The sequence below is a fragment of the Escherichia sp. WS1450 genome (genome assembly GCF_046487395.1).
Classification (GTDB): domain Bacteria; phylum Pseudomonadota; class Gammaproteobacteria; order Enterobacterales; family Enterobacteriaceae; genus Escherichia; species Escherichia coli.
The window spans coordinates 1-24268 of the sequence record NZ_JBJQJO010000037.1 but is presented as its reverse complement, the minus strand read 5'-3'; the positions used below and the strand labels follow the sequence as shown (position 1 = coordinate 24268).

Here is a 24268-nt window from a genome sequence, read left to right as displayed (position 1 = left end):
CCACAGAATGATGTCACGCTGAAAATGCCGGCCTTTGAATGGGTTCATGTGCAGCTCCATCAGCAAAAGGGGATGATAAGTTTATCACCACCGACTATTTGCAACAGTGCCACGCAAAGACGTAATGAGCAGTGTATCCCCTGCCACAATACCCTCTTCAGGGATGCTGTCAGTGGACGTCCAGTACTGACCCGCCAGCAAAGAATGAAATCGCTCTAAACGGTCAATGCTATTTTTGCTGACCAGGTCACCCATATACTTTTCCTTCCAGATTCGTGTGTTAGGTGAATCATACCAGATTGCCCTTGCCGTCTAATAACGCAGAAAACTGTGAATCCAAAATTCCTTAAATTCAAACCTGTCCAATATAAAAGATGGCTCTTTTTCTTATCCAGTGTTAAGCGATAATGCTCAATTTTATTTCATTATTGTCAGAATCAAAATAATCTGAAAATAAAAAAGGCTTCAGAATTGAAGCCTCTATATTATACAACGTGAATGTATTTTATTTATCTTTCACCGGGTTCATTTCCCAGTATCTTTCACGTACGTTTTCTTGGCAATGGTCCGCTCGCTCCGGCGTGTCCCTTTTACGAGTAGCAAATGCTTCAATTACGGCATTCAAGTCTTTTTCTTTGATTTTAGATCCAACAGGCAAGTTTTCTTCAAACTCAGTCCTTACCAGTTCTTTCGTTTTTTTATAATCGGTTTCACTTTGGATTTCAGGTTTTAAACAAATATCGGCAACCATCACATCTGATTTGCCCGGGATCGGTTTTTTCCCGTTTTCAGATGCAAGGACCGCAGAGGAGGTAAAGGCGACAGACAGAGTTGCACATAACAGAAGGTATTTTAATTTCATGACTCACTCCATGATTATCAATGATGGTTGCTCAGACACATCATTTATACCATGCCTGTCACCGAATACGAGATCCCCATATTTTGGCTTTAAATATTATCCAATAGGGTTTCATACACCTGGCTTCTGAAAGCAAGGTTCAAGGAGCTTCAGGGGGAAATCAGATTGTTGTCGACCCAGTACTTGTGCAAACCTACCACCCAATTCCTGGAAATGGACGAAAGTTCATGCGCCAGTTCACGACAGCATTCAGGCGTAAAAATACGTATGGGTCCTGAAGTACCGATATCAACAGACATGATAAACTCCAGAATGTTGCCATGGCATAGGTTGTTTCTCAGCCTGACAATTTCTGCTTCAGGTGTTCTCCCGGCTGCTACCTTAACCAACATATCCTGCTCGGCTGGAAATGAAAGTAATTCTACCGGCACCCCTTCCTGCTTGGCCTTTCTCAGTAAGGCATTACTCATTACGGAGATACCCTCCAAGTCCACCAGCTCAGGAGCTGCATGCTGATCGTTAACTGTTGGTTTCAGCATCAGCGACTTCAACGTAACCATGAGTGATGTTTCAATCCCGTTCAGGAAGCTCGTACAGGCCGGTATCCATAGTTCGTGATGCAACGCCTCGGTTGCTTGTTTAAAGAACCAGTCAATCACGGGGACAGTGTGATAATCATAATAGTGATTTATCTCGCTGAATCTTGACATATAAGCATCGTACTCAGCCTGGTCTTCAGGAGATAAAAAATTTGGTGGGAGGGGCATCAGAATCCTTTCATCCTAGCTTGTATACCTTCTTCGTAGGCCAGCTCGCCATTATCGGTAAAAGATGGTTTTTGGTGTTTGTGACAAAGCTTAATTTTTCGTCAGGCTCGATAGCGTTACCGGAGAGATTTGATCTTTTCTCTGTAACTCGCAATACTGTTTATACATACAGTATGAGAATTCGAGTGTAGCTATGTCTGTTATCCTTGAGCACATTAGCAACAAGCCTTACGAAATGGCACCTTTTTTCAGTGATTTACTGAGCTGTGGAGTGATGAGTCCGTGCGCCGGGCATGAAGATAATGAATTAAATTTGCATGAATATGTAGTCCGTAACCGCCCCTCAACCTTCTTTGTCAGGGCGGCGGGCCTCAGTATGATCAATGCCGGTATCAATGATGGCGCTATTCTGGTTGTGGATCGGTCTTTAACGGCACGACACGGCTCTATCGTCGTTGCGCTGGTGGATGGAGAGTTCACGGTAAAGATCTTACACACGTATCCTGAGCTGCTTTTGATGCCTTCTAATCCAGCCTATAAGCCGATACGTGTAAATCCCGAATCCCTTGAGATATGGGGCGTCGTCACCTTTGCACTGAATCAGTTTAGCCATGTACATGCACGTTGATATTAACGGGGCCTATGCGGCATTTGAGTGTGCGATGGATCCCAAGCTGGCAAAAAAGCCGCTCATCATAGCCAGCAATAACGATTCGTCCGTCATTGCAATGAATAAACTGGCTAAAAGCGTTGGTATTAAGCGTGGGACCCCAATTTTTAAGTGCAGGGATTTGATTCAGCAACACCAGATCGAAGTCCGGAGCTCTAACTTTACTTTGTATGAAGACTACTCAAATCGCTTCCATGAAACGCTGGAAAGCTTCGCGCCTCAATCGAGTCGATATAGCATAGATGAAAATTTCATGTTATTGAAAAACATGAACAAGATAATAGATTATGAAGATTACGGCCGGTTGATCAGAAGTACACTTCTTCATAATCTGTCCCTTACCTGTGGTGTGGGGTGTTCAAGCACCAAAACCCTGGCTAAATTATGCACCTATGCGAGCAAACGATGGGCAGCTACAGGCGGGGTTGTAGTTTTGACTGATCAGGCCAGGATCAGGAAGCTCCTGGGCCTTATCAGTACCAGAGAAATATGGGGTATTGGTCAAAAGATCAGTGAACGCCTGTCGGCTTTCGGGATCATCACTGCCGGTGATTTTTATAATAGCGACGTTCGCTTTTTACGTAAAAGCTTTGGCGTTGAAATCGAGCGTACCTGGCGGGAACTGCATGGCGAACCATGTTTCCGGCTGCATGAATCCCCTCCTGTCCGGCAACAGATTATCGTTTCCAGAAGTTTTGGTCAGCGCCTTAATGAGATAGGCAAGCTACATGAGGCAGTTTCATTTTTTACCGCCCGGGCGGCAGAGCAGCTGCGCAAGGATGGCTCGTGGACCCGTCAAATCACAGTCTTCATTCAGAGCAGCAATTATGCGCAAGGTGAAAACCGCTACAGCAATTGTGGTATCGAGCCGCTTACCGCTACACAGGACACCCGCGATCTGGTTGATGCAGCCATGACCATCCTGAACCGCATTTACAAACCCGGGATAGCGTATGCGAAAGCTGGGGTAATGCTCTCCGCTATGACTGACGGCACAGAGCAACTCAGCCTGTTTGATGAGCGCCCGGCCAGGCCTGGCAGTCAGGCACTGATGAAAGTTATGGACCGGTTCAATAAAGAAAAGCGCGGAGCTCTGTTTTTGCTGGGGGAAGGCATTCAACAGGATTTTCGTATGAAACAGGCCATGCTATCACCGAGATATACGACCCGCTGGGATGAATTACTCGTTGTAAAAGCGTAGCGGCCATGACCGGCATGGCCGTACTCATCAAAAGTGAAAGTAACTTTAGGCCCCGCGAGCTTTTTCGATTGCGCCCTGCAAAGTTGCTGCGTCCATAGCCCCGGGGATAAATGTGGTAGTCGCCGCATTCGGCTTTTTCATATTCATAATGATGAAGCCGGGTGTGCCGGTGATCCCAAGCGCTTCGCCCAGCTGCATGTTGCCGGAGATCACGTTTTCATATCGGTTTTTTTCCCTGTCAGAAAACGTGCTGTTAAACCCTGACTTATCCACCACAGTATTAAAGTCGCTGAGTTCGAATTTGCGTTGAGAGGTCATGAAGGTATGAGCCACAGCCATCAGGTTGTTGTGGTATTTACGATAGGCTTCAGCACCGAAATTCTGATAGACGTGCAGACCCGTAGCGGCCCCCATGGCAGATACAGGTTTTGAACCGGCAAAAATCGGGAATTCTTTAAAGAAGAATTTTACATCTTTGCTCTGATTCATTACCGATTCAACAACAGGTGTAACCCGCATGCAGTAAATACACTGATAGTCGAAGAACTCGATTACCGCGACGTCGGCGTCATCCGGGCCGATGTTTGGCGTCTCCTTGGTATCCAGCAGAGCTGGCGCATATGGAATTATTCGTTCCACTGAGGCACTTACGTTCTGATTTTCCAGCGCCTTACCTGCTTCCACTAAATAATGGGGATTTTTTACCAGGTAAGTAGCGGCAATTTTGCCAATTTCTTCCTCACTGAGCACCTTCGGTTTAAAATAAGTTGCCGCGATTAACGCCGAGGCAGCGGTAGCAATTACCGCAGAAATTAAAATCGTGGCCATCGGTTTTAAATAAAATTCTTTAGACATAGCTACCTTTATGCTTTTCAGCCTGTTAGTTATTAACCTGCGATGGATTATACTGGCCCGGTAAATCGGAATTATTCGTGAAACAATGCTTTTTGGAGATTAAAGGATGATTAGGCAGGGCTTTATACTCACAACCGCAATGCTTTTGAGTGGTTGTGGATATCATTTCGCAAACCAGGTAGATGCGTACGATCTAATGCCTCGTCCTGTTACAAATAAAAGGTTTCAGATAGTCCCTCCGGACGAAAGTATTCAGTCCAGAATGTTTTCAGGCCGTTTTGCTGATGGATTAGCAAAAAAAGGAGTCATTATTTCCACTCACCAGCCAGATTATGTGCTCAGGTTCCGAATGAGCAGCTCACAGGAGAACATGCAGTATAGCGAGCAGCTTCTTACTGGGGTGACAGGCTACGTTGTAGATAAAAAGACAACGAGAACTGACAAGCATGGCGAATCGCATACTGACTATGACTACAGGCCGGTCGATGGGGTAATAGGCACTGAGACGATGTCGCAGATGCACTATATGCGACAGCTGGATGTCGAGGTATACCCGTCAGCGAAAGGAGCAAAGCAGGTTCTGAAAGTGAGTATGCAAAGCAATGCACCTGTGCCGTCAGACAGCATTGCTTATTCAGCAATGATCGACGCCTTTACTGATAAATTTGATGCGCCGCTGCGTTCCGGAAATTATGTTGCAGTGATCCCCTGGAACTGAAAGCAGACGGCGGGAAGAGAATGTTCAAAAGTGACTTTTGGACACGCACATAAACGTGGCTATCGCCCTCCCCCATTAAAATCATAAAGTCGGTAAAGATCGCCCATCGTGATGGAATTGGGCTTATTAATGATTAGATACTGTAACTGTTCTTTATGTTGAGTACTGGCGGCTGCATTCATAAGCACTTCCAGGTAGAACTTGTAGCCTATGCTTCGCTCTGAATACATATACTGGAACTGCATCAGTAAAATGCCTGACATAACATACAACAGCAGCAGACTGAGTAACACAGTGCTATCAGGCTGTTCCAGTGCCATACTGACATACCCTGAACCCAGAATGCACAGAAGCCAACCCGTCATTAGAGCAGGCACCCTACGACTCAGACGTTCATAACAACGTTTTATTACGGGATCCCGGAGATACTTTTTGTCAGGTATCCCCGTTGCCCTGATGACGAAGTTACTGAGTATCGACATCTTTTTTCCTTCTGGACGCTCTCAGTCAATAAATCAGGCCAGGCGCTCATTGAAAGCTACCACGAGCTGCGAATCGGGATTTTTTACCAGTTCGGGCCGGATAACTTTTAGTTGCCTCGTTGGGGCGAGCTCATCTGTAGGCCTGATGGTGGTATTACCCGGCCCCTTGCGGGTACTGTCGGTGTTTACCTTGAGCTTTTTATTTCCCAGGTAGCTTTCCATCTTTTTAGAGATGGTGTCACCTGTGGTCGCAACACCAGAGAGTTCCTTTAGTTGTTCACCTTGATCCATTTGTACCGATGACATCAGAAATACGATTCCTGGATCGTTTTCCGTTCCACAGGCTCCGTACTGACATTGTGCAGCGAAAACGGGCTGTACACCTACAGCAACCAGCATTAACGTACTCAGTAAAGTAGATTTCATACACACCTCTTACAGTCGGAAAAGTTACTTTTGCGCAGCGCCCATTTGGGTCACCAGGTTTTCCGGGCTCAGCCACCCCGTAAATAACTGCGGTTTGCCGCTTAGTGTCACCATGGTAGGAGTACCTTGCAGCGGGATTGTTGAGGCCACCTGGAAATGCGATTTGATAATGTTTAAGCAAGCCTCATCAGGACGTCCTTCCGGGATAGTTGAAACCGGATTCATCGCTGCATCCAGAGCTTCGTTTGGCTTTGCTGAACACCAGATTTTGGCCATGTTCCCGGCTACTACCGAGTTCAGTCCTGCACGTGGGAATGCAAGAAACTTAATCGAAATACCGGCATCAAGATAAGACTTCAGATCATGATGCAGTTTTTGGCAGTATCCACAGGTTATATCGGTAAAGATAGCAAGCCGGTATTTTTCGTTTGGTGATTTGTAGTCGATGGATTTTGTTTTGGATGCGAATTCCCGGACGCCCATTAAAATGGCCTGCTCAGTGGTGTTTACCACATCTTTACCTTTCACGTGGAATAAGCTTCCGGTAAAAATGTAATCTCCGTCTTTGCTCACGTAACTTACCCCCTCCCTGGAAATCACCGTAAAAATATCTTTTACTGGCGAGGGTTCGACGTGCTCGATTGAAAGCCCAATGGCTTTGAGCTTATCCCGGGCTGCATCTGGCAGTACCATTGTATTAACCGGCTCGGCATTCATCGTGAAGGCGGTACTTAATGAAAGAAGTAATACCGATGCCTTAATAATTTTTTTCATTTATGCTCCTTGAATCGAGCACTAATATTATCACGCCCAAAAATTCCAGAATTTTGCTTAAACGCTTAAATCAACGGGTAAAGCCGAAAGAAAGTCGATAGATATATGGGAGAATAGATAAAACGTAGATTCAGTGGAGAAATCGTTGTGTTTACACCACCAGCAGATGATGTGAAACCTATTCCCGTTCCTGATGAGATTTACACTCAGTGCATTACGGATGCCGCCCGCTTCTTCGGAATTGATGCCGAACTGGTTTTTACGTTGTTTGACAATGAAGGCGGTAAGGTTGGTACTTTCAGCAGGAATACTAACGGCACTTATGATATTGGCCCGATGCAGATCAACTCATCCAATCTGCCTGAAATAAAAAAGCATTTCCCGACTGTAACGTGGCGGGTTCTGGCTTACGATGCTTGCGCTAGTTTCTGGGTTGGAACATGGTGGCTCTACAGAAAAATTGTTGATCGCAAGGGCAATGTGTTTGAAGGGATTGCAGATTACAACAGCAAAACCCCAAAGGTACGTGCAAAGTACATATTTAACTTCATGGTAAAGTACAATCGCCGGATCCAGCAGCGTAACGGGATGGGTGAGCTTTATCAATGGACCCAACAACCTCCTCGATACAATGGCCATATAGCTAAAAATGTCCCGGAGCAAAACCCGACTCCTGTTGTTAAATAAATTCAACCTGATATTACAGAAGATCATCGAGTAGCTTGGGTACCCCCCCGCAAAAAATTCGCATAGACTCAGGGGTAATAAATTGTCTTTTTCTGCAAGAAATATATTTAAGATTCTCTCTTCTTTCTTGATGCAGAAAAGCCCTCTTCATGAAGAAGTATGTGTTCCTGAAGAAACAACAGCTGGTTTATGGGGCCCTCTCCCTGATTCGCATGTCGTGCTTTTCTTAGATTTCGATGGGGTTTGTCACAGGTGCAAAAATGAAACCTTTGAGCGAATGCCATTGGTGGAAAAATTACTGGATAAATGCCCTTCCATGGTGATTGTCATCTCCAGTTCGTGGCGTGAATGTGCCAGTATAACTTACCTGAAATCTCTTTTCCGGCTACCTTATAGAGACAAAGTCATAGGTGCTACCGATTCGGTATATTTAAAACCTAATCAGTCAGGTGTGCGGGCTGCTGAGTGTGAGGACTTTGTATTTTCACATCGAGTTAAAGCATTTATCTGCCTTGATGACGACGAATCATTATTCCCGGTCGGTTATCCACATTTGCAAAAAACCAATTATTACACCGGCCTCACCGAATCTGATCTTGCAGCTCTTAACACCAGGTATCATCTGCTTATGAAACGTTGGGCTTCCTGAATTAAAGTAACTTTTACGGAGAGCATGCCCGCATTATCAGTTCTATGCTTCTCCATTTCTGCCCCGGGTCAAAGCATTGCACAGTTGGAAGAAAACATGCCGGTCTCTTAAGCTTGCTGCTCAGTTTGGTTCCGGTGCTGAAAAACCTGCCAACGGTGCTTTAGGAATTCAGTATTGATGGGTTTACGCAGCGGCTTAATAAACTCTCCTTGATATGCCGCTAAATCATGATCTACCGCCAAAGCTTCAGCGAGAATGTTAACCTCCAACGTCACCGGATGAATGGCAATCATGTTTGCGTCGAAAAGATCGTGTATATCATGGCGTAAGAGCAACCCATTTGTATAATGGTCTACTCCTCCGTTACGATGCTCCATCAGATGAGCAGCCTCAGTGCGCTGGCGCAGTCTAGAGCCTGTAATCACACATTGGTCATAACAGTTGTTGCGGACGGCTTCTGCAAATGAGGCCTGATCTGGTCGTGTCTCGACAGTTGTCTTACTACCCTTACGCTTACCCGGTACAGTAGTTTCATCAGGAATATTCGGCTGAAGCTCCTTTTCTTCTATACCATCAGTCTTCATAGCGACCATAATCGCGGCCGGTGGAGATTTAGGCTGATCTTCCTGCGATCTTTCGCGGCCACCAACTGGATACCCTAGAAAACCCTCAATGATCTCTAGTGGAGGTAATGTAGCGTTTGAACGTGCATAAATAGCGAACTCTGCGGCACGTCCGCCGGGAATATATCTACGTACCAGTATTGGAAGAGAGGCTTCTTCATCTGGTTCCTCTTTTTCCGACAGGATTATTCGTTCGGTGAGACGGGCTGAATTTTTTTTCATTTCACTCAACAGTCTATTGCGTTCTTTTACCTTTCGGTCATTATCCTCCAACATCTTACGATGACTAACCTTAGCCAGATGGTCTTCCAGTTCCTGTATATATTCGGGATCGATAGTGTCAATTAGACCGAACGCCATCAACCGCTCCCCCCTTGTTTTACAAGATTCTAGCCGAACGCGAATGTACTCCTTACGCTTGGCCATCAAATGTTCTTTTTGTTTTTTTTCTCGAATTACACGGAGCTGAGTATTGTAATTAGAATAAACGGTTTCGCTATTCTGCTCTGTCTCTAGAGCAAATTTTTGTAGGTGTTCACGTAGTTTTTTACGGGTATTTTTGGGGGCATGCATTACGGTACGCTCAATGTATGAGCCTGTGCAGCGTAAAGAAAGTACAGTTTCAGCATGGGAATAACCAGCATTGAGACGATAGCGGGCAATTTTAAGCAAATTATTAAAGTGTGCACCATTACATATACCTAGTTCTTCCAAGACACGACGTTCTCTATCATTAATAGATGGATGGTTAATATCTTTTACTTTGTTTGCCATGTCCTGTGTCTCAGTGCCTATTCAGCCGGAACATCTACTACATAAAGAACGAGATTGTACAGAAATCAGCTAAGTTTATGAATAAAAAAGGCCGCAAATTTATACTTTGCGGCCTTCACTGTTTAACACCATATTTTAGTAAATACGTTTAATTTTCATTAGGTTATATTTGAAACTCACCTACCTTTTATTTTCATTAAGCCACTGATCCGCTTTATCGACACGTGACTGGTAAGGCTCATTTGTGTTGCTCAGCTCTGACTTCATGTACTGAATGAATTCATCTGCTTTCTGAGGCCCAAAGCGTGGGTCATCCGTCAATTGCTGCCGGATAGCCCTTTCAGAGTTCTGCGCTGCATTCGCATAAGTCGAAACGCCGTCGCTGCTAATACTCTGATACCGGTCACTTACAGCTGCGACGCCATCAGACATCTGCATGTGATTAAGGACTTTACCCTGGAGAGAATCAGGCATATTTGCAGGGTTAGAGGCATCATTTGCTATCGATGTCTGGGTTTGAAGGATGCCCGCTCCCGTAAGCATCTCATTTACCGGTTTCGCCCCAACGCTGGTTAGCGTATCCGAAACAAATTGCTGGCCCCCGAGTAGCGCACCAGAAATCGCGCCCCGCTCAGTGTTGGCCTCTATCTTTTCCCCAACCAAGCGATCTGTGACGGTCTGAGTGCGGTTACCAACGAGACCACCGCCCGACCCACCCTCTCCTAGGTTTGCCCGTACGACTGACTCAAGTGAACCATCAGCTCTGTTATGAGTGTTGAAACTGCTATGGATGCTCTGAACGTCATTCATACTCCAGTTAACGTTATAGTTACCCAGTTCATTAAGGATCTTCTGGGTATCCGCTTTGAGCTGCTCTCTTTCGGCACCGGTAGCCATGGTGCTGGCACCATAGGTAAAGACAGCTTGCTGTGCCAATTCAGCTCGCTTATCGTCCCGGCTTAAGTTCGGGTTGTTGGCAACACGACTAAAGTAGTTATCAGTGTTATTAGATAAGCCACGAACTTGACCGCTCTGATACATACTGTTCAAAGCAGTGGCTCGTTGATCCATTCCATCACCAACCACCCGACCTCCGGTAGCCTTTTCCAGATCGTTAAATGTGCCTTCTGCATTTCTGACATCCTGACCTGAATTGACGACTTTCTCTACACCCTGATTATTCAGTACAGGGCCATTCGTTTTGAGAGAATTGAGCACATTCCTTTCTTCATCAGAATAAGTGCGGCCCACGTTGTTGTTATGTATTCCCTGAATATCGCCTTTGCCCGCGTTATCAAGGTTATACGGAGTAAAGCCAGCTTCACTTTTTCCAGGGACACGCTGAGTCGCGTCCTGAGCGTTGGAGGAAAGACCGAGTTTAGCCTGCGAATCAACACTTCCACCCAGTTCCCCTACGCGTGACGCACTCATCACGCCAGACGTATTTACGCTGTCAGGAGTTCTATCCTGTGCCTGAGTGATAGTATTAATTCCTGACCCTTCGCCTGAAATTCTGTCGAGCTGATTGGTGATAGGTAGCAGCTGCTGTGCATTACCACCGAAGTCGGAAACCAGACTTTTAAGCAGGCTGGAGGTTTCACGGAGATCCTGTTTATTACTTTCGGCCGTCTCTCCCCGGGCGGTATCAATCGCAATTTTTTGCTCACTGAAATCTCGTGTTGCAGCCACAAGCGCGTCAGTACGTTGAAGCTGCGAACCAAGCTGATTACTGGCCTTGAAGGTATCGTTATAGGAGTTGAATTTCTCCATAAACGCATTCTCATCCAGCCCATTCTTACGAGCAAAATTCCTTACATCATCATCACTGAAGTTTTTGTTGCGAATAGAATCGGAGAACCTGTCCAGGTTAATGCTTTGTTTAGAATCAAGGCTCATTCCACTATTGGAGCTGGCGTTAGTCGATACCGATGTAGAAATGTTTTGCGCCATCGTCTGTGTCGCCTGGTTCATTTTCGACGATGCTTCTTTAAACGCATTAGTATTGGATATCTGATCGCTGCTTACCTGAGACGCCGCTTTACTGAACTGGTCAGTCAAAGCAGAATCCTGGCTAAGCTGATTCGTGATTGCTTTTGAAAGGTCATTTGAAAGCGAGTCACTGCCTGTATTGGTCTTAGATGCGCCGCTACTCAATTGCCCTGCTACAGCTGCTTTCAGCCCGGCTCCGTTGCCAGTTCCAGCACCTCCATTAAGCCCAGCGTTTAGAATAACATTTGAAGCAATGCTGGCCATCTGAGACGCACTCACCCCATGTTTCGTTGCAATACCTTCTGCTACAGAGGCACCAATCTTATCCGAGATCTGCTTCATTGTTTGCAGGTTGGTTGAGAACTGCTGGCTCGACTGTCCTGACCTTCCAATTTCACTCATCTGACTGTAACCAGCCTGGAATGAATTACTTGCCGCACTCATAACTGATGAGGTTACAGCTGATCCTTGCCCCTGGCTGTTAGCGATACTTGAACCAGCATTCCACATTCCAAGACGGAAATTACTTGAATCAACTGCGCCGCCATCGCTGTATCCCTGACCGGTACTGGTCAAGGCGGTTCGTGTCACGTCACCAAATGAAGATTTACCGCTGTTAGGGCCATCCCATACTTTGGGCGTTACATGACCAGTATCCACCGGCGCATCGGGGGTCACTCCCTTAACCGCATTCATCATCGGGTGAATCGACTGTGTCATCAGGAATAATGTGAGTACCGGAATCAGAGCATAAAGCGCGGAAGCAACAGACAGGTATGAACTGTATGTTTCCGCAAGCCCTGGGAGCCCCATCCACGTGACGGCATTATTCTGGCTGTTGAGGGTGCTCCAGGTATCCAGATCGGCCGTCGCGACTTTCTTCACATACGCGTTGACCATTACTGCCGTAAGCGGCCACATATTCACGAAGAGAATAAGTTGCAAATATTTCGCCGCAGCGGCAACACCATTACCACCTAACGCCAGCAGCATAAGCAAAGCAAATGGAGCAACCATGTAAGCAAACATCTCAAGGAATGCGATTGCTGCTCCAGACAGTTGTAACCACAACTGGCCCTGTGAAGCCATTGTGTTGGTTCGCTTCAGAGAAGCCTCAAACAACTGCATATCGGAAGCCAGACTGAGTGGGGTCTTATATTTGCTTGCGCCATTTCTGAGCTCATTCATTATGAACAGGTTCAGGGTGGCGTCATACGAACCAATAGCCTTACCGTACATACCATTTGCTGACGCCATAACATCAGTAAAACTTGCGCCGGTAGGTGCACCATTTGCTTCGTCTGGAGTAAGGATGCCGTTTGTCTGTCCTATAAGGGAAATAGTCTGGCGAGCTTCAGCTGTACTGGTAACCTGTTTCACAGTTGACCAGACCTCATCACACGTACCAGATTTTGAACCGTTAGCGCCAACAATACTGGCAGAGGCATTCTTCAGTGCGCCTTTCATCGCCTGATTAATCCGGTCCATGCTATCTGCCAGATTAGCTGAGAAAATATCGTTAAAAATAGTTTCTTTACCGGCAATATTTGCGCTTGAGTTTTGGGTAGCCTTCAGGCAGTTGTATGCAAGAGACTGAACGGTAGCACATACGTTCATTGGCCCTAGCCCGCTGGCCGGTTCAGGAAATGCAGAACAGTAGCCCTGGCTATCGCCGCCCCATTGCAAAAACTTCACGAATCGGATCATCGGACCGAGGGTGATGTCATCGTCCAGAGTTGTTGCAGACAGGTCCACCGGAGAAAGCGGATCAAACGCAGTTTTATAATCCTTCAGCAAACCCTGGCTTAAGTTAGTGGTGACGGTGGCCATCGCAGCAATAAAAATTGGAATTCCGTCGACGTTTCTGACCTCTCCCGACTTTACAGATTCAATAGTTACATCCACTCGAACCATTGCCATCATGAAAAGGATCAACCCCAAAAACCAGGAGAAAAACGGTAATTCATTTTTGGTCGGAGCCTGAAGCCATAGCCACGTTTTATAGAATAGGCTCACACCTGCTACAACGGCGGCCGTGGTCAGGAACTCTTTTACACCAGTATATTGAGAAAAGATTAGGGCAATACCGGTAAAAGCCGACCAGACAAAATCAATATCACCCAGGGTATATATGTTGTAATCCATGTCAGACCTCAGTTACGTGTGCCACGAATACTTTCAGTGAAAGCCTTCCGTTGCAGGCGACGGTTATCCCAGGTTGAAATGACGTCCGAGCTGGTACCGACCTGGCTGTGCGATAGCTCATAGGCGGCTTTAACCTGTTTTGAGAGATTGTCTGTTAATCGGTTGAGATCATCCCTTTTACCCGACAGCGACTCACTCGGTATGCTCATGGTTGAAATTTTGGCCTCAACCTGGCGCAACATGTTGATTACGAGGCTCGTCGCAGCAATAGTGCTTATGTCCTGAATGTATGCGTACCCTTCCGGTGCTTCGAATGTTTGCAAAGAGTCGATAATGGTCGGGATGCCGATATAGGAGATAATGCGTAATTCATCATCTGAAACACGAACGTCGTTGATGATTTTTTTCTGTACGTTTAAAAGAAGATCAGAAATGGTATCCTTCAATCCCTTAAAACCACCGTCATTAACTTCTGACATGACAAGGCACTGAGCCTTTCGTGGGGATGATGGATCTGGTGCCGGAGAACACTTGAGCATTTTAATTGATCCGCCAGCTGGTGGCCCCATGATGTAATCCGTGACAGTCATGGTAGACGGGCGGACTTCCATTCCCGCTTTTTCGCCTTTGCTATCCCAGTTGATAATGACAGTACCCACGAGAGACATAAGTTGTTCTGCCAATTTATAACCGGATAACTCCGTTACCCCTCCGATGTTCATTGTTCCCTTATCAATATCCATGAACGACATATAGAAGAGGTTACCACTGAATTTTTCAGCGAACTCTTCGGGATCCTTTGCTTTAACCTGAGAAGTGACAGCTTCAGGTGACTTTGTCATCGATGAGCCAAAATCAGGAATGAGACCATTAATCGATCCCAGAATTGAGGCTGGTCCAGAGCTAACTGAGTTAGCAAACTGGCTTGGCGTACCCACGTTTTCAGAAAGGAAAGAGTAAGTTGCATTGCATGAATCTTTCGCAAATTTATTTAGCGCTTGCAGTTTGTTTTGGATGTCATTAATCGTTGCAGCACAGTCAGCACAAATAGCTGAAACAGCAACGTTAAAAGCATAGATAGCCGCACCCTGGGCAATACCACGGGCCACCTGCACAAGCTGGTCCCCGTTGATCATGCTGAAGGACCCAAGAAAAACGTCAATACCATTACAACCGACAGAAGCTTTTGGAAACGACATGGAAACAAGGTTGGTATTAACGTTTGTTGTTCGGTAAGACATTGACCCGCCAACTATGCCTGTACGGGTTGCTGTGGAAAAGGTGGCCGGGCTGGTAGACGTCATCATGCCATTGAAAATGTTACGCATTGCGTTGTCTGCATTTGCAGTCGGGGCTAAAATTGCAGCACAAACAGAAAGAGACAAAAGTAACTTTTTGAAGTTGAAAACGGCATTACTGCGCATAAGTGCCTCCAAAACTGCCGCCAGCATTGAGATAATTGACCGGATCGGCCGTAGGCATGTCATAGCCTTCGAGTTTTTGGTCCATTATTTTTTGAAGTAAGAATGGGTCTGATTCCATTTCGGATTTATTAACGGTAATAACGCCATCATCACCGATGGTATATTGCCTTTTAATATCTAGAGTTGACTGAAACGAAGCGTCATCGATCAGATTCATGCCCTTCGCGGCAAGTATAATAGTGTTCTTTAATTCATCAGCGGAGATCATGCCTTCACTAATGCGCTGAGCTGATGTCCCATCCTTTGAAACCAGGAAAATTGTAGGTACCTCTCGAATTTTAAATTGATCAATAATTTGTGCATTGGGGATGTTAAAATCCTGAAAAAGGCCATTATGCAATGGCCTTCCATCCATACTGATTGGAAGAATATCTACCGAATAATAGTTCTGCATAAATTGAAGTATTTGGCTCTCTTCGTGGCAAAACTGGCAAGTACTCTGGAAAAAGAAAAATAAACCTGACTTAGTAAAGATATCTTTCATTACCGTTTGCTGATTTTTTTCAACAACAGTGCGGTGAGCATCCAGTGCCACCTTTTCCACTGGTTGCCTGCGTTTTTCAGACATCATCGGGTTTTTAAGAAAATAATCTTTTGATTTGTCAGAAAAACGCGTACTGATATCCAGCATTAACCTTTGCGCCGTGTAATAACGTGATAGATTTTCTGCGGTAGGGTTATCCATTGCCTGCGTTAACAGTCGAGGCATATTCTCTTTTAGCCATTTTGAATTTAAATCTACCTTTTCCTCTTTTGAAGGCGAGCTAGCAGCACCGGTTGGTGGCAAAACCTTTTCTTCTTCAGCTTCGCTTTTTTTAGCAGGATCGTCATACCAGAAGAAACCCTTCTTATAAGCCTGGCCTGATACAAAGGGCGTATCTTTTATTAGGGGTTGCTCAGGGCTGGCGTGGGCACCAGTAATTACCAAAGACATAAGCAAAACCATCTTTGAAGGCGCTAATGCAATACGAGTCATAGACCGTTCTCCTTTTCTGATGCGGTTATGATGGCATACAAAAAAAAGGTTAGAGCTCGTATAGCATGGTCGTTTTTATGTTGAAAAGGACGGAAAAGGAGTGCTGACTAAGAAGATAGTCTCGGTGATGGAAAGATCATCCATCTTGCACATTGTGAAAAATCCGGTGTAACAAAAACATGGTTTTATCGAATATCTAAAAGCAAATATTGCTTTGAAAACAGGTGTATTAAGAGCTGAAAAAAATCATCACCAGTAACGCTGTTTCTATATTTCAAAGAAGGAATAGCTAAGGATCAAAGAAGCGAACTTAGGCAAGAATATAAAATATATTAATTGAAAGCGATTAAGAAGTCGTCATGCATAGAAGGTTTTAGAGAACCTAAGTAGTTTTACGTTTTCAACAGAAAAAAAGGTGAACATTTTTTGGAACGAAGAAAGACTGTATAAAGAAAAATCAAATTATATCTTTACTTGTCAAGAGTTAATATTTAAGTTGTAACTAATATTTGATTGTAAAGCAAACAACAGAATTTGACTTAAGTCAATATTTAGATTCAGACAAGGCAAGTTTCGCGATATCTTTTTTAAATTTAATCTAATTCTTCTTGAGAATACCTCTCTATGGCTGAAGCAGTTGAAGATAATCTGCAACGTGGACAATAAGCATCATTTGTCACTGGCACAATGTATGGGCGTTTACATTTTTCGCAGGCACCTAGTTCTTCAATTTCTTTCATAGAAGTAAGGATTTCTATTATTTTATTAACTTCCGGTGCGCATACAAAGTATCCCAGATTATGAAGGACACTCATTATTCGGTTGAAGTCAATTTGCCGAAAACTCGCTTCCGGATTTATTGGATCAAAACCAAAATAGTTAACTGCGACATCAATAACAGCAGAAAAAGCTCGGCGGTTATCTGTGCGTTTGCTCCAGCCCCGGATACCTTTTTTGAGTTTTGTTTTTGCACCAGGCTCAAAATCGATATTTTCAGCAACATGATTACCGTACAAAATTCGTATTGTATTTTTATTTGCCCCAAGCGACATAGTCCTTGCTGCTCGCAATAGAGCATTAGCTTTTGTTTGATCGACCTTTGCCATATTAATAATCCTTTAACATAACTTTATTTGTTAAAGTGTTGAACACATCCTGACGGTGACTGGTGAACATAGTGTCATAACGTAATAGTTCCATCAAATCATCACTAACTTTTCCTAACCGGATGTCAGCAGACAATTCATAAGCCCAGGCAAAAACTTTCGTTTTAAGTGAAACACTCTCTTCAATATGCCCTTGTGAGAAAGCAATTGTACGTGGGAAAAGAACGACATCGTTAATTGTTTTTAACGATGAATAACCAATGTCTTTAATAGCATCAGCTGTAGTTGGTTTTAAACCAAAGAAAACACTTACAAACTCTGGTGCGAGCATTGAGATAAAGAACACCTGCATAAAGTAGTCATTCTGTATATCAACACATTTAGAACGCAACTCATGAATCTTCTTGGGATTATAGATATCCACTGTACCATTCAGAAAAGTCACTTTTTCACCGGCATCGTAAATACCATAGTCAATATCATTTGTATCATATTCACGAATTACATTGGAATCACCGTCCAAGACCGCAGAAAAAAACCTCTCCCATGTAATTTCCTTTCCGAGTGTACGCGGAACCAAAAAACTACCTGGACGTGTTTCCACTTCAAAAGCTAAATCAGCGGCTGTACTAAATCCTTTCCCAAATAGGCGACGCTGGAGAAGAGGAGTCCCAGTTTGATATGCAGAAGATCCATGCACAGGCAATAACATTAAAAATGCACGGTAACTACGAATAAGCGAAATCTCAGTGCGGAAAAGTTTACCGAGTAAGCTACGAGTTAAATTATCAGATTCTGACATGTGCTGATTGTCCTTGCGCCATTACAATTGTTCAAATCTTCAACATGGATTTTTTGTTAGGTGTTCGGTAGGGTGAAAAGTAACTTTTAGTATTTTCTTAAGGCTTGAATAAGCCTTAAATCTATCCCTTCAACCACACCGCTTACTTGTAACACTTTTTAACCAAACTGACCAGAATTTTATCAAAATTTCTTCGCATGCTAACGAAATGTGAAGCGATTAAAAAAAAACCTAAATCCAGCCCCTCCCAACGTTGGATTAGAATAACGACGTCTTTCACTGACCGTCATAAACTGACATTTTTACTTTTCATCAACCTCATGCTTACATAGGATCACTAAACAAAGAAAAGTGACCCTATGAATACCTCACATAGGGTCACTTATGTTTGAAAAGTGACCCTATGTAATGTCGTCATAGGGTCACTTTTTATAAAAGTGTCACTATGGACAAAGTTCCATAGGGTCATTTTTTTTGGAAAAGTGGCACTAGATATATGTATAACTTTAATAGAGCAATGCACATTATCAAAAGCAATAATCCACAATGGTCATTCCCTCAAAAGTAACTTTAGAGGGTAGCGATGGAAGTGAGGCTAAACTCGCTGTTACTGTTTCTGAAGGCCCCTCCCGAATGGGGGAAACAGCGAGTGCATTACATCTGTTCAATTCCCTCATCAAAGAGCATTCAAAAATCTTCTGTTCGTGAAAAAAAACGGAAATTTCCTCCGGTATAGTAATTTCACATCAGGAGGCGTCATGAGTAATTCGAATCTTATAAGTTCTATAGAGCTAACACGTAAAAATTTACGTGCTCAGATTGAAGGTTTGCGTGTTGAGGCTGAAGATCTCATTACAAAATACTGGATCAAGTGGAAGGAACGAAACCACCAAGAGATTAACCTTACCCGACATAGCAAAGTTCCAAAGAGGGAGTATCTGGGTTCTTACGCACCAAAAGTTGAGCTAATTGGTAATGCCAGAAAAGTAACGATCACTTGGCATCAGTTCAGCCCTTATAAAACAAGAGCGCCTAGTCACATGTCAAAACGGGTGCAACCAATGAAAAGTGGAAAATATTCTAAGAACTGTTTTGTAAACCATGCCAGCTGGGAATACGAAATGATTTCTGAAACGGAAGCATTGCTGGAGCCTTACAGAGAAATGCTTGAGCTCTATCATTCAGCATATATCGAACTTGGACGAAAAATCCGTCAATACTCAAAAACTAAGGTGGCACAATGACCGACGCAATTATCACGGACAATGAGCGTATTAACATTGAACCAAAAGATGTAATGGTAAAAGGTTCAAATAAAAAGCAAGGCGTAAACGCTCAAACTTCTACTCAACGTAGACCAGAGCACCAGGGTATGGCCAAAGTTATTATTAACCCCGGCACCCCAGATTTTAACCGGTTTTTAACTGCCAGAAATGGAGCAGTCATCAGAGGTTTTGATGATGTGAGTATCGCTATTTCCTCTCTCTTTAAAACGGTTGATGCAGTTAAACATCCTGACCTTGTTCAGGCTATTCAGGATTGGTTCAACGAGCTGCATGAAGAAAACAATAAGATGAAAGAAAATCTTGTTGCTTATATTAAGTCAATTGAGTTCGACAAGAATGACTCATTCATGTCATCAACTCAGTTTGTACCTTTCAGTTTTGAACCAGTACAACTCAACTTCAATAACCACAACACCATGAGGTTTTACAAGTACATCTTCGAGATGAACCAGCTCATGAACACAATGTATGAGTACAACTCATTGGGTTTACTGGCTGTAAGCGACTATCCGGTTATGTCTCACAACATTATAAAGAGTATTAATTTATATGTTGAGAATGTGAAAAAGACTCTGAATGTTTCTCGCCGTAAGGATGGGCCATACAGTCCAGCAGAGTTCATCACCAAAGTAATGCAATATAAAAGTGTGCAGGCATACATTGCAGCCGAACTGTTAGGCAAACGTCGATAAGGTATGATGATGAATTTCAGGGCGCTGTATTTATGTATTAAACGGATTTTGGGGATATTCTCATCTCAGGAGAATGATGCAACCTCTGTAATGATTGAGGATATATCAAGCCTCTCTCCTTTTGCGCAGATTCTAGGAGATCAGAAGTACACTGTTCCTGATCATCCAAATCCAGAAGTCCTGAAATTCATCGAGTATCCAACTCGTCCGACGGGCATACAGACATTTAATGAACAGTCAATCCTGTCTCTGTATCGGGAAAAGCTGCACTCAATTTCAATGATGTTAGCTATCAGCGATAGCGACATCAGGGACGATGCATATACATTTACTAATTTAGTATTAAAGCCCTTGGTTGAATATGTTCGCTGGATACATCTTTTGCCAGCTTCCGAAAATCATCATCATAATGGTATTGGTGGGTTACTTTCTCACAGCCTGGAAGTGGCCATACTCTCTTTAAAAAATGCGCATCACTCAGAACTGAGACCAATCGGATATCAAGATGAAGAAGTAGTCCGTAGAAAAGTATATCTCTATGCTGCGTTTATCTGTGGTTTAGTCCATGATGCCGGAAAGGTTTACGATCTCGATATTGTAAGCCTGAATTTAGCTAGTCCGATCATTTGGACGCCAAGCTCACAAAGTCTTCTTGACTGGGCACGTGAAAATGACGTGGTTGAATACGAAATCCACTGGCGAAAGCGTATTCATAATCAACATAATATCTGGTCCAGCGTTTTCCTTGAGCGAATCCTAAACCCGGTATGTCTTGCATTTTTGGATCGGGTAAATAAAGAACGTGTTTATTCAAAAATGATCACCGCCCTAAACGTTTATACTGATGGGAATGACTTTTTGTCTAAATGCGTGAGGACCGCTGATTTCTATTCTACTGGTACAGACCTTAATGTTTTACGTGACCCTATCATGGGTCTGCGTTCTAATGATGCAGCAGCAAGGGCCATTAGTACCATCAAGCACAACTTTACCAGTATCAATATCAACAATTACAATGCTAAGCCTATGCACATCATTATCGTAAATGGTGAGGTATACCTTAACGAGAACGCATTCCTTGATTTTGTTCTCAATGATTTCGAATTACATAAATATAACTTCCCTCAGGGAGAGGCTGGTAAGACGGTATTGGTAGAATCCCTAGTTCAACGTGGTTACGTCGAGCCCTATGATGATGAGCGTGTCGTTCACTACTTCATTCCGGGTATCTATTCGGAAAACGAAATATCAAACATCTTTAGAAATGGGATAGGGAAACTAGAATTCTATAACCTTCTTAAGCTAAGGTGGATTGGTTTAATCTTTGATTCCTATAAAATCCCTGACTCAGTGCCGGGTCTTTTTAGCGTTAATGCCAATAAAGACTTTATTTACATTGACGAGCAAAAAACAGTTACTGAATACAGAAGACCAGTGCCCGGTCGGGACGCTATAACTAAAATTACTGATACTGTTGAGACGGCTGTTCTTAAGGTTAATGATTTAGGCCGCTCCACTGCCTCTATTGATGTTGATATACATTCTAAGAAAAATGAAGGCTCATCCGACGATTTTGAGAAGAAAGCCGAAAGTGATAATGAAATTGATAATGACACGCAGATAGTTAAATCTGAGGGTGAGGAAGCAGCTGATCCTGTCATTCCTGATATAGAAGAAAGTGAAGATGAATCGGCAAAGGACACGGAATCCCATGTCCTGGTCAACCAACTTCATGAACTCCTTTTAAGCGCTCCACTTTCCAATGACTATATAGTGTGTGTAGATGCTGTCCCCTACCTCAACATAGATGCCACTATGGCATTGCTGCCGGGATTAGATGAAAAAGCATTTAGTGAAGAGCCCTATTTCCAACTGACATTCAGAGAAGGCTCTCTCGATGGAATGTGGATAGTAAGGGACATTGACGATCTGCGTTTAGTCCAGCTCGGCGATAACTGCGCCGGGTTCCAGCTCACCTATCATGAGCCAAGAAGGCCAACAACTTTAAAGTCACTTTTCAATACTTCTATGTATCAGGCATTAGTGATTAATGATGAGTCTTCTGTTGAAAACTCTGCCCCACGTCCAAAGCAAACGCTTGAGCTGCCTCCCCCACGTGTAAATGCAGTCGAAGAACATTCTGGCGACGTGGAATATCATGGAACCGATAGTGCATCCGCGACTGGTCCGCTGAAAACTGAGGCTGTGGAATATGAACATTATCAACATCTTTTTGAGGAAGAAGATGAAGAGCATGAGATCATTGATTATACCGATTTCACACAGCTTAGTGTTTCTCGGCCAGAAGTCGGTAGTTGTGCAACAAGCTCTTCGGTCCATAATGAAAAGCTTCTCCCCGAGCCGTCAGAATTACCAGAACTTAACCGAGAACAGAACGCTGATCCCCAGGGTACGATTGAACGCTCTATGGATGTTTCTGTAGGACAAGAAAACTCAGAACCAGATACTGAGGGTAACTGCCCACCACCAGCTGAAGTTGTGTATTCCCAGACCGAAGCAGCCGCAACCAGTGTGATGGCAAGTGAAGAGCCCGCCTTACCTCCTGTACTTGAAGAATCAAATGGAGAGCATGCGCCCACAGACGCTAAGGGGCATCATCTTTCGCCAGCACTGGCCAGACTGTTCGCCCCAACAGCACCGGTAGAAAAACAAAATCCCAAGCGCAACCGGAATAAATCATCGGACAAAGCAGAAGTACAAAAACCAGCATCACCTGTTTCTGGTCACAATCTGAACAGTAAAGTCTTTGCAACTACTGAATCAGACCAAAATGGTGAATTCTCGCTTATAAGCGAAGGTGACGTTACAGAGCTTGAATTTGTAGAAATTGCGTCAGTACTGCATCAAATTCTGTCCAAAATGGAGGTGGCGTTTAAAAGAAAGCGCAAAAACAGATTTATGGTAAGTACTCCTAATACTCTCTATCTGACCCAATCTTGCGTGGAAAAATTTGGGTCGCAGTTAGAGGCTCAAGATCTTTTCAATAAGCTTCCTCAGTACCTCGTTAATTCTGGTGCTGTGATCAATACAAAATGCCATGCATTTAACATGCCTACTTTGCTGGCCGCATCAGACCGGGCGAAAGTGGACATTGAACGAATTATCAATAACCTGAAAGAGGCTGGGAACCTATAATGTCAGATTCGAAGAGGACTAACCTCCATGCACAAGAGAATTTTTATCGGCCTATTCTTGAGTATCGTAGTGCCTCAATACTTTTGATTTGTTCGGTTTCTATGCTTTATATGGGACTTTCTTCAGACGGACTGGACATCGCCCCAATAGTTCTGTTCACCTCAATATTGCTTTTTTTGCTGTGCCTTTATCGTTGCAAAACAGCAGCGCCATTCTTGATGGCTCATTGGCGTGTATTCAAGCGACATTTCATGTTCGTTAGTCTTGATTCACTGCGTGTAATTAACAAAAGTAACTTTTTCTCCAATGAGCGAAAGTATCGTCAACTGGTTCAGGATTATCAAAATAAAAATAAGGATATACCCGAGCGAAAGTCCTATTTTTGTGATGGGTTTGAGTGGGGCCCGGAACATGCGGATCGGGCATATCAAATAGCTAACCTCTCCAGTGATAAACGTGAGATCGAGTTGCCATTCGTCTTCAACCCAATTAAGAGACATTTTGACGCAATGGCTCGTAAGATGGGCGGCAGCAATGCAATTTTTGCTGTGGAACGTAGGGAACCCATATTTGTAACTGAAGACAATTGGTTTGGTCATACTCTGATAACCGGAAACGTGGGTACCGGGAAAACGGTGCTACAGCGTTTACTAAGCATTAGCATGCTTCATCTTGGTCATGTTGTTGTTGTCATAGATCCAAAGAACGATGCAGAGTGGCGAGAATCTCTAATGGAAGAGGCTAAGACCCTCGGTCTTCCTTTCTATAAATTTCATCCTGGCCAGCCAGCATCTTCGGTCTGTATTGATGTCTGCAACACCTATACTAATGTTTCTGACCTAACATCTCGTCTTTTGAGCTTGGTGACAGTTCCCGGTGAGGTTAACCCATTCGTTCAGTATGCCAAGGCTCTCGTTTCCAATGTGATTTCCGGGCTTTCTTACATAGAGAAAAAGCCTTCTATTTATCTGATTCACAAGAACATGAAAAGCCACATGTCTATTGTGAATCTTACAGTCAAGGTAATGGAGTCTGAACCGCCCCGGGTTTCCTGGAGAGTGTTTTATCTGTGAACTCAGGCTGCCAGATCATCGTTTCCGATGGAAGCATAATAAGCTTTTTCTGCTTCTGCCGGAGGAGTATG

The 24268-nt window shown here is 43.9% G+C and carries 22 protein-coding genes; 10 read left to right on the top strand and 12 right to left on the bottom strand.

All coding sequences use genetic code 11. The annotated features are described in order from the left end of the window. Window positions 1-219: hypothetical protein (locus ACJHYR_RS25070; RefSeq protein ID WP_208486915.1), on the top strand; the 219-nt coding region annotated here is incomplete at its 5' end. A gap of 286 nt (window positions 220-505) precedes the next feature. Here ACJHYR_RS25070 and ACJHYR_RS25065 read toward each other — a convergent pair. Continuing rightward, the gene (locus tag ACJHYR_RS25065) at window positions 506-862 is read right to left on the bottom strand and encodes a hypothetical protein (RefSeq protein WP_000770127.1); all 357 of its coding nucleotides are present in this window, start codon (window positions 860-862) and stop codon (window positions 506-508) included. Window positions 863-1011: 149 nt separating this feature from the next. Next, the gene (locus ACJHYR_RS25060; RefSeq protein WP_001130842.1) at window positions 1012-1629 is read right to left on the bottom strand and encodes a hypothetical protein; all 618 of its coding nucleotides are present in this window, start codon (window positions 1627-1629) and stop codon (window positions 1012-1014) included. 193 nt (window positions 1630-1822) lie between these two features. On the opposite strand from ACJHYR_RS25060, the gene umuD reads away from it, so the two are divergent. Next, window positions 1823-2257: a translesion error-prone DNA polymerase V autoproteolytic subunit gene (gene umuD / locus ACJHYR_RS25055; RefSeq protein WP_000111290.1), complete on the top strand. Its 435-nt coding sequence runs from the start codon at window positions 1823-1825 to the stop codon at window positions 2255-2257. Next, entirely contained in the window at window positions 2241-3500 is a 1260-nt protein-coding gene (gene umuC, locus ACJHYR_RS25050; RefSeq protein ID WP_042634445.1) for a translesion error-prone DNA polymerase V subunit UmuC, read from the top strand. The genes umuD and umuC overlap by 17 nt, the downstream gene beginning before the upstream one ends. A 45-nt stretch (window positions 3501-3545) precedes the next feature. Here the strand turns inward: umuC and ACJHYR_RS25045 are convergent, their stop codons facing one another. After that, complete coding sequence (locus tag ACJHYR_RS25045; protein ID WP_000031377.1) at window positions 3546-4355, bottom strand: DsbA family protein; 810 nt, start codon at window positions 4353-4355, stop codon at window positions 3546-3548. Between the two features lie 349 nt (window positions 4356-4704). Between ACJHYR_RS25045 and ACJHYR_RS25040 the strand changes: the two genes are divergently transcribed. Next, complete coding sequence (locus ACJHYR_RS25040) at window positions 4705-5073, top strand: hypothetical protein (protein ID WP_223677324.1); 369 nt, start codon at window positions 4705-4707, stop codon at window positions 5071-5073. Window positions 5074-5132: 59 nt separating this feature from the next. Here ACJHYR_RS25040 and ACJHYR_RS25035 read toward each other — a convergent pair whose 3' ends face one another. The 3 genes from ACJHYR_RS25035 to ACJHYR_RS25025 all read right to left on the bottom strand — a co-directional run bounded on the left by ACJHYR_RS25035 (window position 5133) and on the right by ACJHYR_RS25025 (window position 6755). Continuing rightward, the gene (locus tag ACJHYR_RS25035) at window positions 5133-5393 is read right to left on the bottom strand and encodes a hypothetical protein (RefSeq protein ID WP_001424629.1); all 261 of its coding nucleotides are present in this window, start codon (window positions 5391-5393) and stop codon (window positions 5133-5135) included. Between the two features lie 195 nt (window positions 5394-5588). After that, window positions 5589-5981: a hypothetical protein gene (locus ACJHYR_RS25030; protein WP_000843244.1), complete on the bottom strand. Its 393-nt coding sequence runs from the start codon at window positions 5979-5981 to the stop codon at window positions 5589-5591. A gap of 24 nt (window positions 5982-6005) precedes the next feature. Continuing rightward, window positions 6006-6755: a thioredoxin fold domain-containing protein gene (locus ACJHYR_RS25025; protein WP_000720274.1), complete on the bottom strand. Its 750-nt coding sequence runs from the start codon at window positions 6753-6755 to the stop codon at window positions 6006-6008. 147 nt (window positions 6756-6902) lie between these two features. Here ACJHYR_RS25025 and ACJHYR_RS25020 point away from each other — a divergent pair, with 147 nt between their 5' ends. Continuing rightward, on the top strand, window positions 6903-7442 hold the full coding sequence (locus tag ACJHYR_RS25020; RefSeq protein WP_000494967.1) for a lytic transglycosylase domain-containing protein: 540 nt from the start codon (window positions 6903-6905) through the stop codon (window positions 7440-7442). 130 nt (window positions 7443-7572) lie between these two features. Next, complete coding sequence (locus tag ACJHYR_RS25015) at window positions 7573-8091, top strand: HAD domain-containing protein (protein ID WP_015059500.1); 519 nt, start codon at window positions 7573-7575, stop codon at window positions 8089-8091. Window positions 8092-8198: 107 nt separating this feature from the next. On the opposite strand, the gene ACJHYR_RS25010 is transcribed toward ACJHYR_RS25015, so the two are convergent. The 6 genes from ACJHYR_RS25010 to ACJHYR_RS24985 all read right to left on the bottom strand — a co-directional run bounded on the left by ACJHYR_RS25010 (window position 8199) and on the right by ACJHYR_RS24985 (window position 17990). Next, window positions 8199-9488 (bottom strand): HNH endonuclease signature motif containing protein, encoded by a 1290-nt coding sequence (locus ACJHYR_RS25010; protein ID WP_001284752.1) that lies wholly within the window; start codon window positions 9486-9488, stop codon window positions 8199-8201. Window positions 9489-9668: 180 nt separating this feature from the next. Next, complete coding sequence (locus ACJHYR_RS25005) at window positions 9669-13622, bottom strand: conjugal transfer protein TraG N-terminal domain-containing protein (RefSeq protein ID WP_046788498.1); 3954 nt, start codon at window positions 13620-13622, stop codon at window positions 9669-9671. 8 nt (window positions 13623-13630) lie between these two features. Further along, a complete protein-coding gene (gene trhH / locus ACJHYR_RS25000) occupies window positions 13631-15046 on the bottom strand; it encodes an IncHI-type conjugal transfer protein TrhH (protein ID WP_001257292.1) in 1416 nt (471 codons plus the stop codon). Continuing rightward, window positions 15036-16082: a thioredoxin family protein gene (locus ACJHYR_RS24995; protein ID WP_000196728.1), complete on the bottom strand. Its 1047-nt coding sequence runs from the start codon at window positions 16080-16082 to the stop codon at window positions 15036-15038. Before ACJHYR_RS24995 ends, trhH begins: the two co-directional genes overlap by 11 nt. Before the next feature lie 593 nt (window positions 16083-16675). Beyond that, entirely contained in the window at window positions 16676-17188 is a 513-nt protein-coding gene (locus ACJHYR_RS24990; protein ID WP_001140953.1) for a hypothetical protein, read from the bottom strand. Between the two features lies 1 nt (window position 17189). Then, the gene (locus tag ACJHYR_RS24985) at window positions 17190-17990 is read right to left on the bottom strand and encodes a hypothetical protein (RefSeq protein ID WP_000004209.1); all 801 of its coding nucleotides are present in this window, start codon (window positions 17988-17990) and stop codon (window positions 17190-17192) included. 758 nt (window positions 17991-18748) lie between these two features. Here ACJHYR_RS24985 and mobI point away from each other — a divergent pair. The 4 genes from mobI to ACJHYR_RS24965 are packed head-to-tail and all read left to right on the top strand — an operon-like array spanning window position 18749 to window position 24197. Then, on the top strand, window positions 18749-19234 hold the full coding sequence (gene mobI / locus ACJHYR_RS24980; RefSeq protein WP_000071885.1) for a conjugative transfer protein MobI(A/C): 486 nt from the start codon (window positions 18749-18751) through the stop codon (window positions 19232-19234). Further along, window positions 19231-19968, top strand: a complete 738-nt coding sequence (locus ACJHYR_RS24975) for a hypothetical protein (protein ID WP_086353230.1) — start codon at window positions 19231-19233, stop codon at window positions 19966-19968. Before mobI ends, ACJHYR_RS24975 begins: the two co-directional genes overlap by 4 nt. A gap of 9 nt (window positions 19969-19977) precedes the next feature. After that, window positions 19978-23124, top strand: a complete 3147-nt coding sequence (mobH, locus tag ACJHYR_RS24970; protein WP_001011151.1) for a MobH family relaxase — start codon at window positions 19978-19980, stop codon at window positions 23122-23124. After that, window positions 23124-24197 carry an ATP-binding protein gene (locus tag ACJHYR_RS24965; RefSeq protein ID WP_410233162.1) on the top strand — a complete coding sequence of 358 codons (1074 nt, stop codon included), beginning with the start codon at window positions 23124-23126 and terminating at the stop codon, window positions 24195-24197. The genes mobH and ACJHYR_RS24965 overlap by 1 nt, the downstream gene beginning before the upstream one ends. Window positions 24198-24268 lie beyond the last annotated feature (71 nt).

Coding starts and splice junctions, on each gene's coding strand:
- ACJHYR_RS25005 (WP_046788498.1), bottom strand. CDS start 13,622: ATGGATTACAACATATATACCCTGGGTGATATTGATTTTGTCTGGTCG.
- ACJHYR_RS25015 (WP_015059500.1), top strand. CDS start 7,573: ATGCAGAAAAGCCCTCTTCATGAAGAAGTATGTGTTCCTGAAGAAACA.
- ACJHYR_RS24965 (WP_410233162.1), top strand. CDS start 23,124: ATGTCAGATTCGAAGAGGACTAACCTCCATGCACAAGAGAATTTTTAT.
- ACJHYR_RS25060 (WP_001130842.1), bottom strand. CDS start 1,629: ATGCCCCTCCCACCAAATTTTTTATCTCCTGAAGACCAGGCTGAGTAC.
- ACJHYR_RS24995 (WP_000196728.1), bottom strand. CDS start 16,082: ATGACTCGTATTGCATTAGCGCCTTCAAAGATGGTTTTGCTTATGTCT.
- umuC (WP_042634445.1), top strand. CDS start 2,241: ATGTACATGCACGTTGATATTAACGGGGCCTATGCGGCATTTGAGTGT.
- ACJHYR_RS24985 (WP_000004209.1), bottom strand. CDS start 17,990: ATGTCAGAATCTGATAATTTAACTCGTAGCTTACTCGGTAAACTTTTC.
- ACJHYR_RS25045 (WP_000031377.1), bottom strand. CDS start 4,355: ATGTCTAAAGAATTTTATTTAAAACCGATGGCCACGATTTTAATTTCT.
- ACJHYR_RS25025 (WP_000720274.1), bottom strand. CDS start 6,755: ATGAAAAAAATTATTAAGGCATCGGTATTACTTCTTTCATTAAGTACC.
- mobI (WP_000071885.1), top strand. CDS start 18,749: ATGAGTAATTCGAATCTTATAAGTTCTATAGAGCTAACACGTAAAAAT.
- mobH (WP_001011151.1), top strand. CDS start 19,978: ATGAATTTCAGGGCGCTGTATTTATGTATTAAACGGATTTTGGGGATA.
- trhH (WP_001257292.1), bottom strand. CDS start 15,046: ATGCGCAGTAATGCCGTTTTCAACTTCAAAAAGTTACTTTTGTCTCTT.
- ACJHYR_RS25040 (WP_223677324.1), top strand. CDS start 4,705: ATGAGCAGCTCACAGGAGAACATGCAGTATAGCGAGCAGCTTCTTACT.
- ACJHYR_RS25035 (WP_001424629.1), bottom strand. CDS start 5,393: ATGGCACTGGAACAGCCTGATAGCACTGTGTTACTCAGTCTGCTGCTG.
- ACJHYR_RS24990 (WP_001140953.1), bottom strand. CDS start 17,188: ATGGCAAAGGTCGATCAAACAAAAGCTAATGCTCTATTGCGAGCAGCA.
- ACJHYR_RS25010 (WP_001284752.1), bottom strand. CDS start 9,488: ATGGCAAACAAAGTAAAAGATATTAACCATCCATCTATTAATGATAGA.
- umuD (WP_000111290.1), top strand. CDS start 1,823: ATGTCTGTTATCCTTGAGCACATTAGCAACAAGCCTTACGAAATGGCA.
- ACJHYR_RS25030 (WP_000843244.1), bottom strand. CDS start 5,981: ATGAAATCTACTTTACTGAGTACGTTAATGCTGGTTGCTGTAGGTGTA.
- ACJHYR_RS25065 (WP_000770127.1), bottom strand. CDS start 862: ATGAAATTAAAATACCTTCTGTTATGTGCAACTCTGTCTGTCGCCTTT.
- ACJHYR_RS24975 (WP_086353230.1), top strand. CDS start 19,231: ATGACCGACGCAATTATCACGGACAATGAGCGTATTAACATTGAACCA.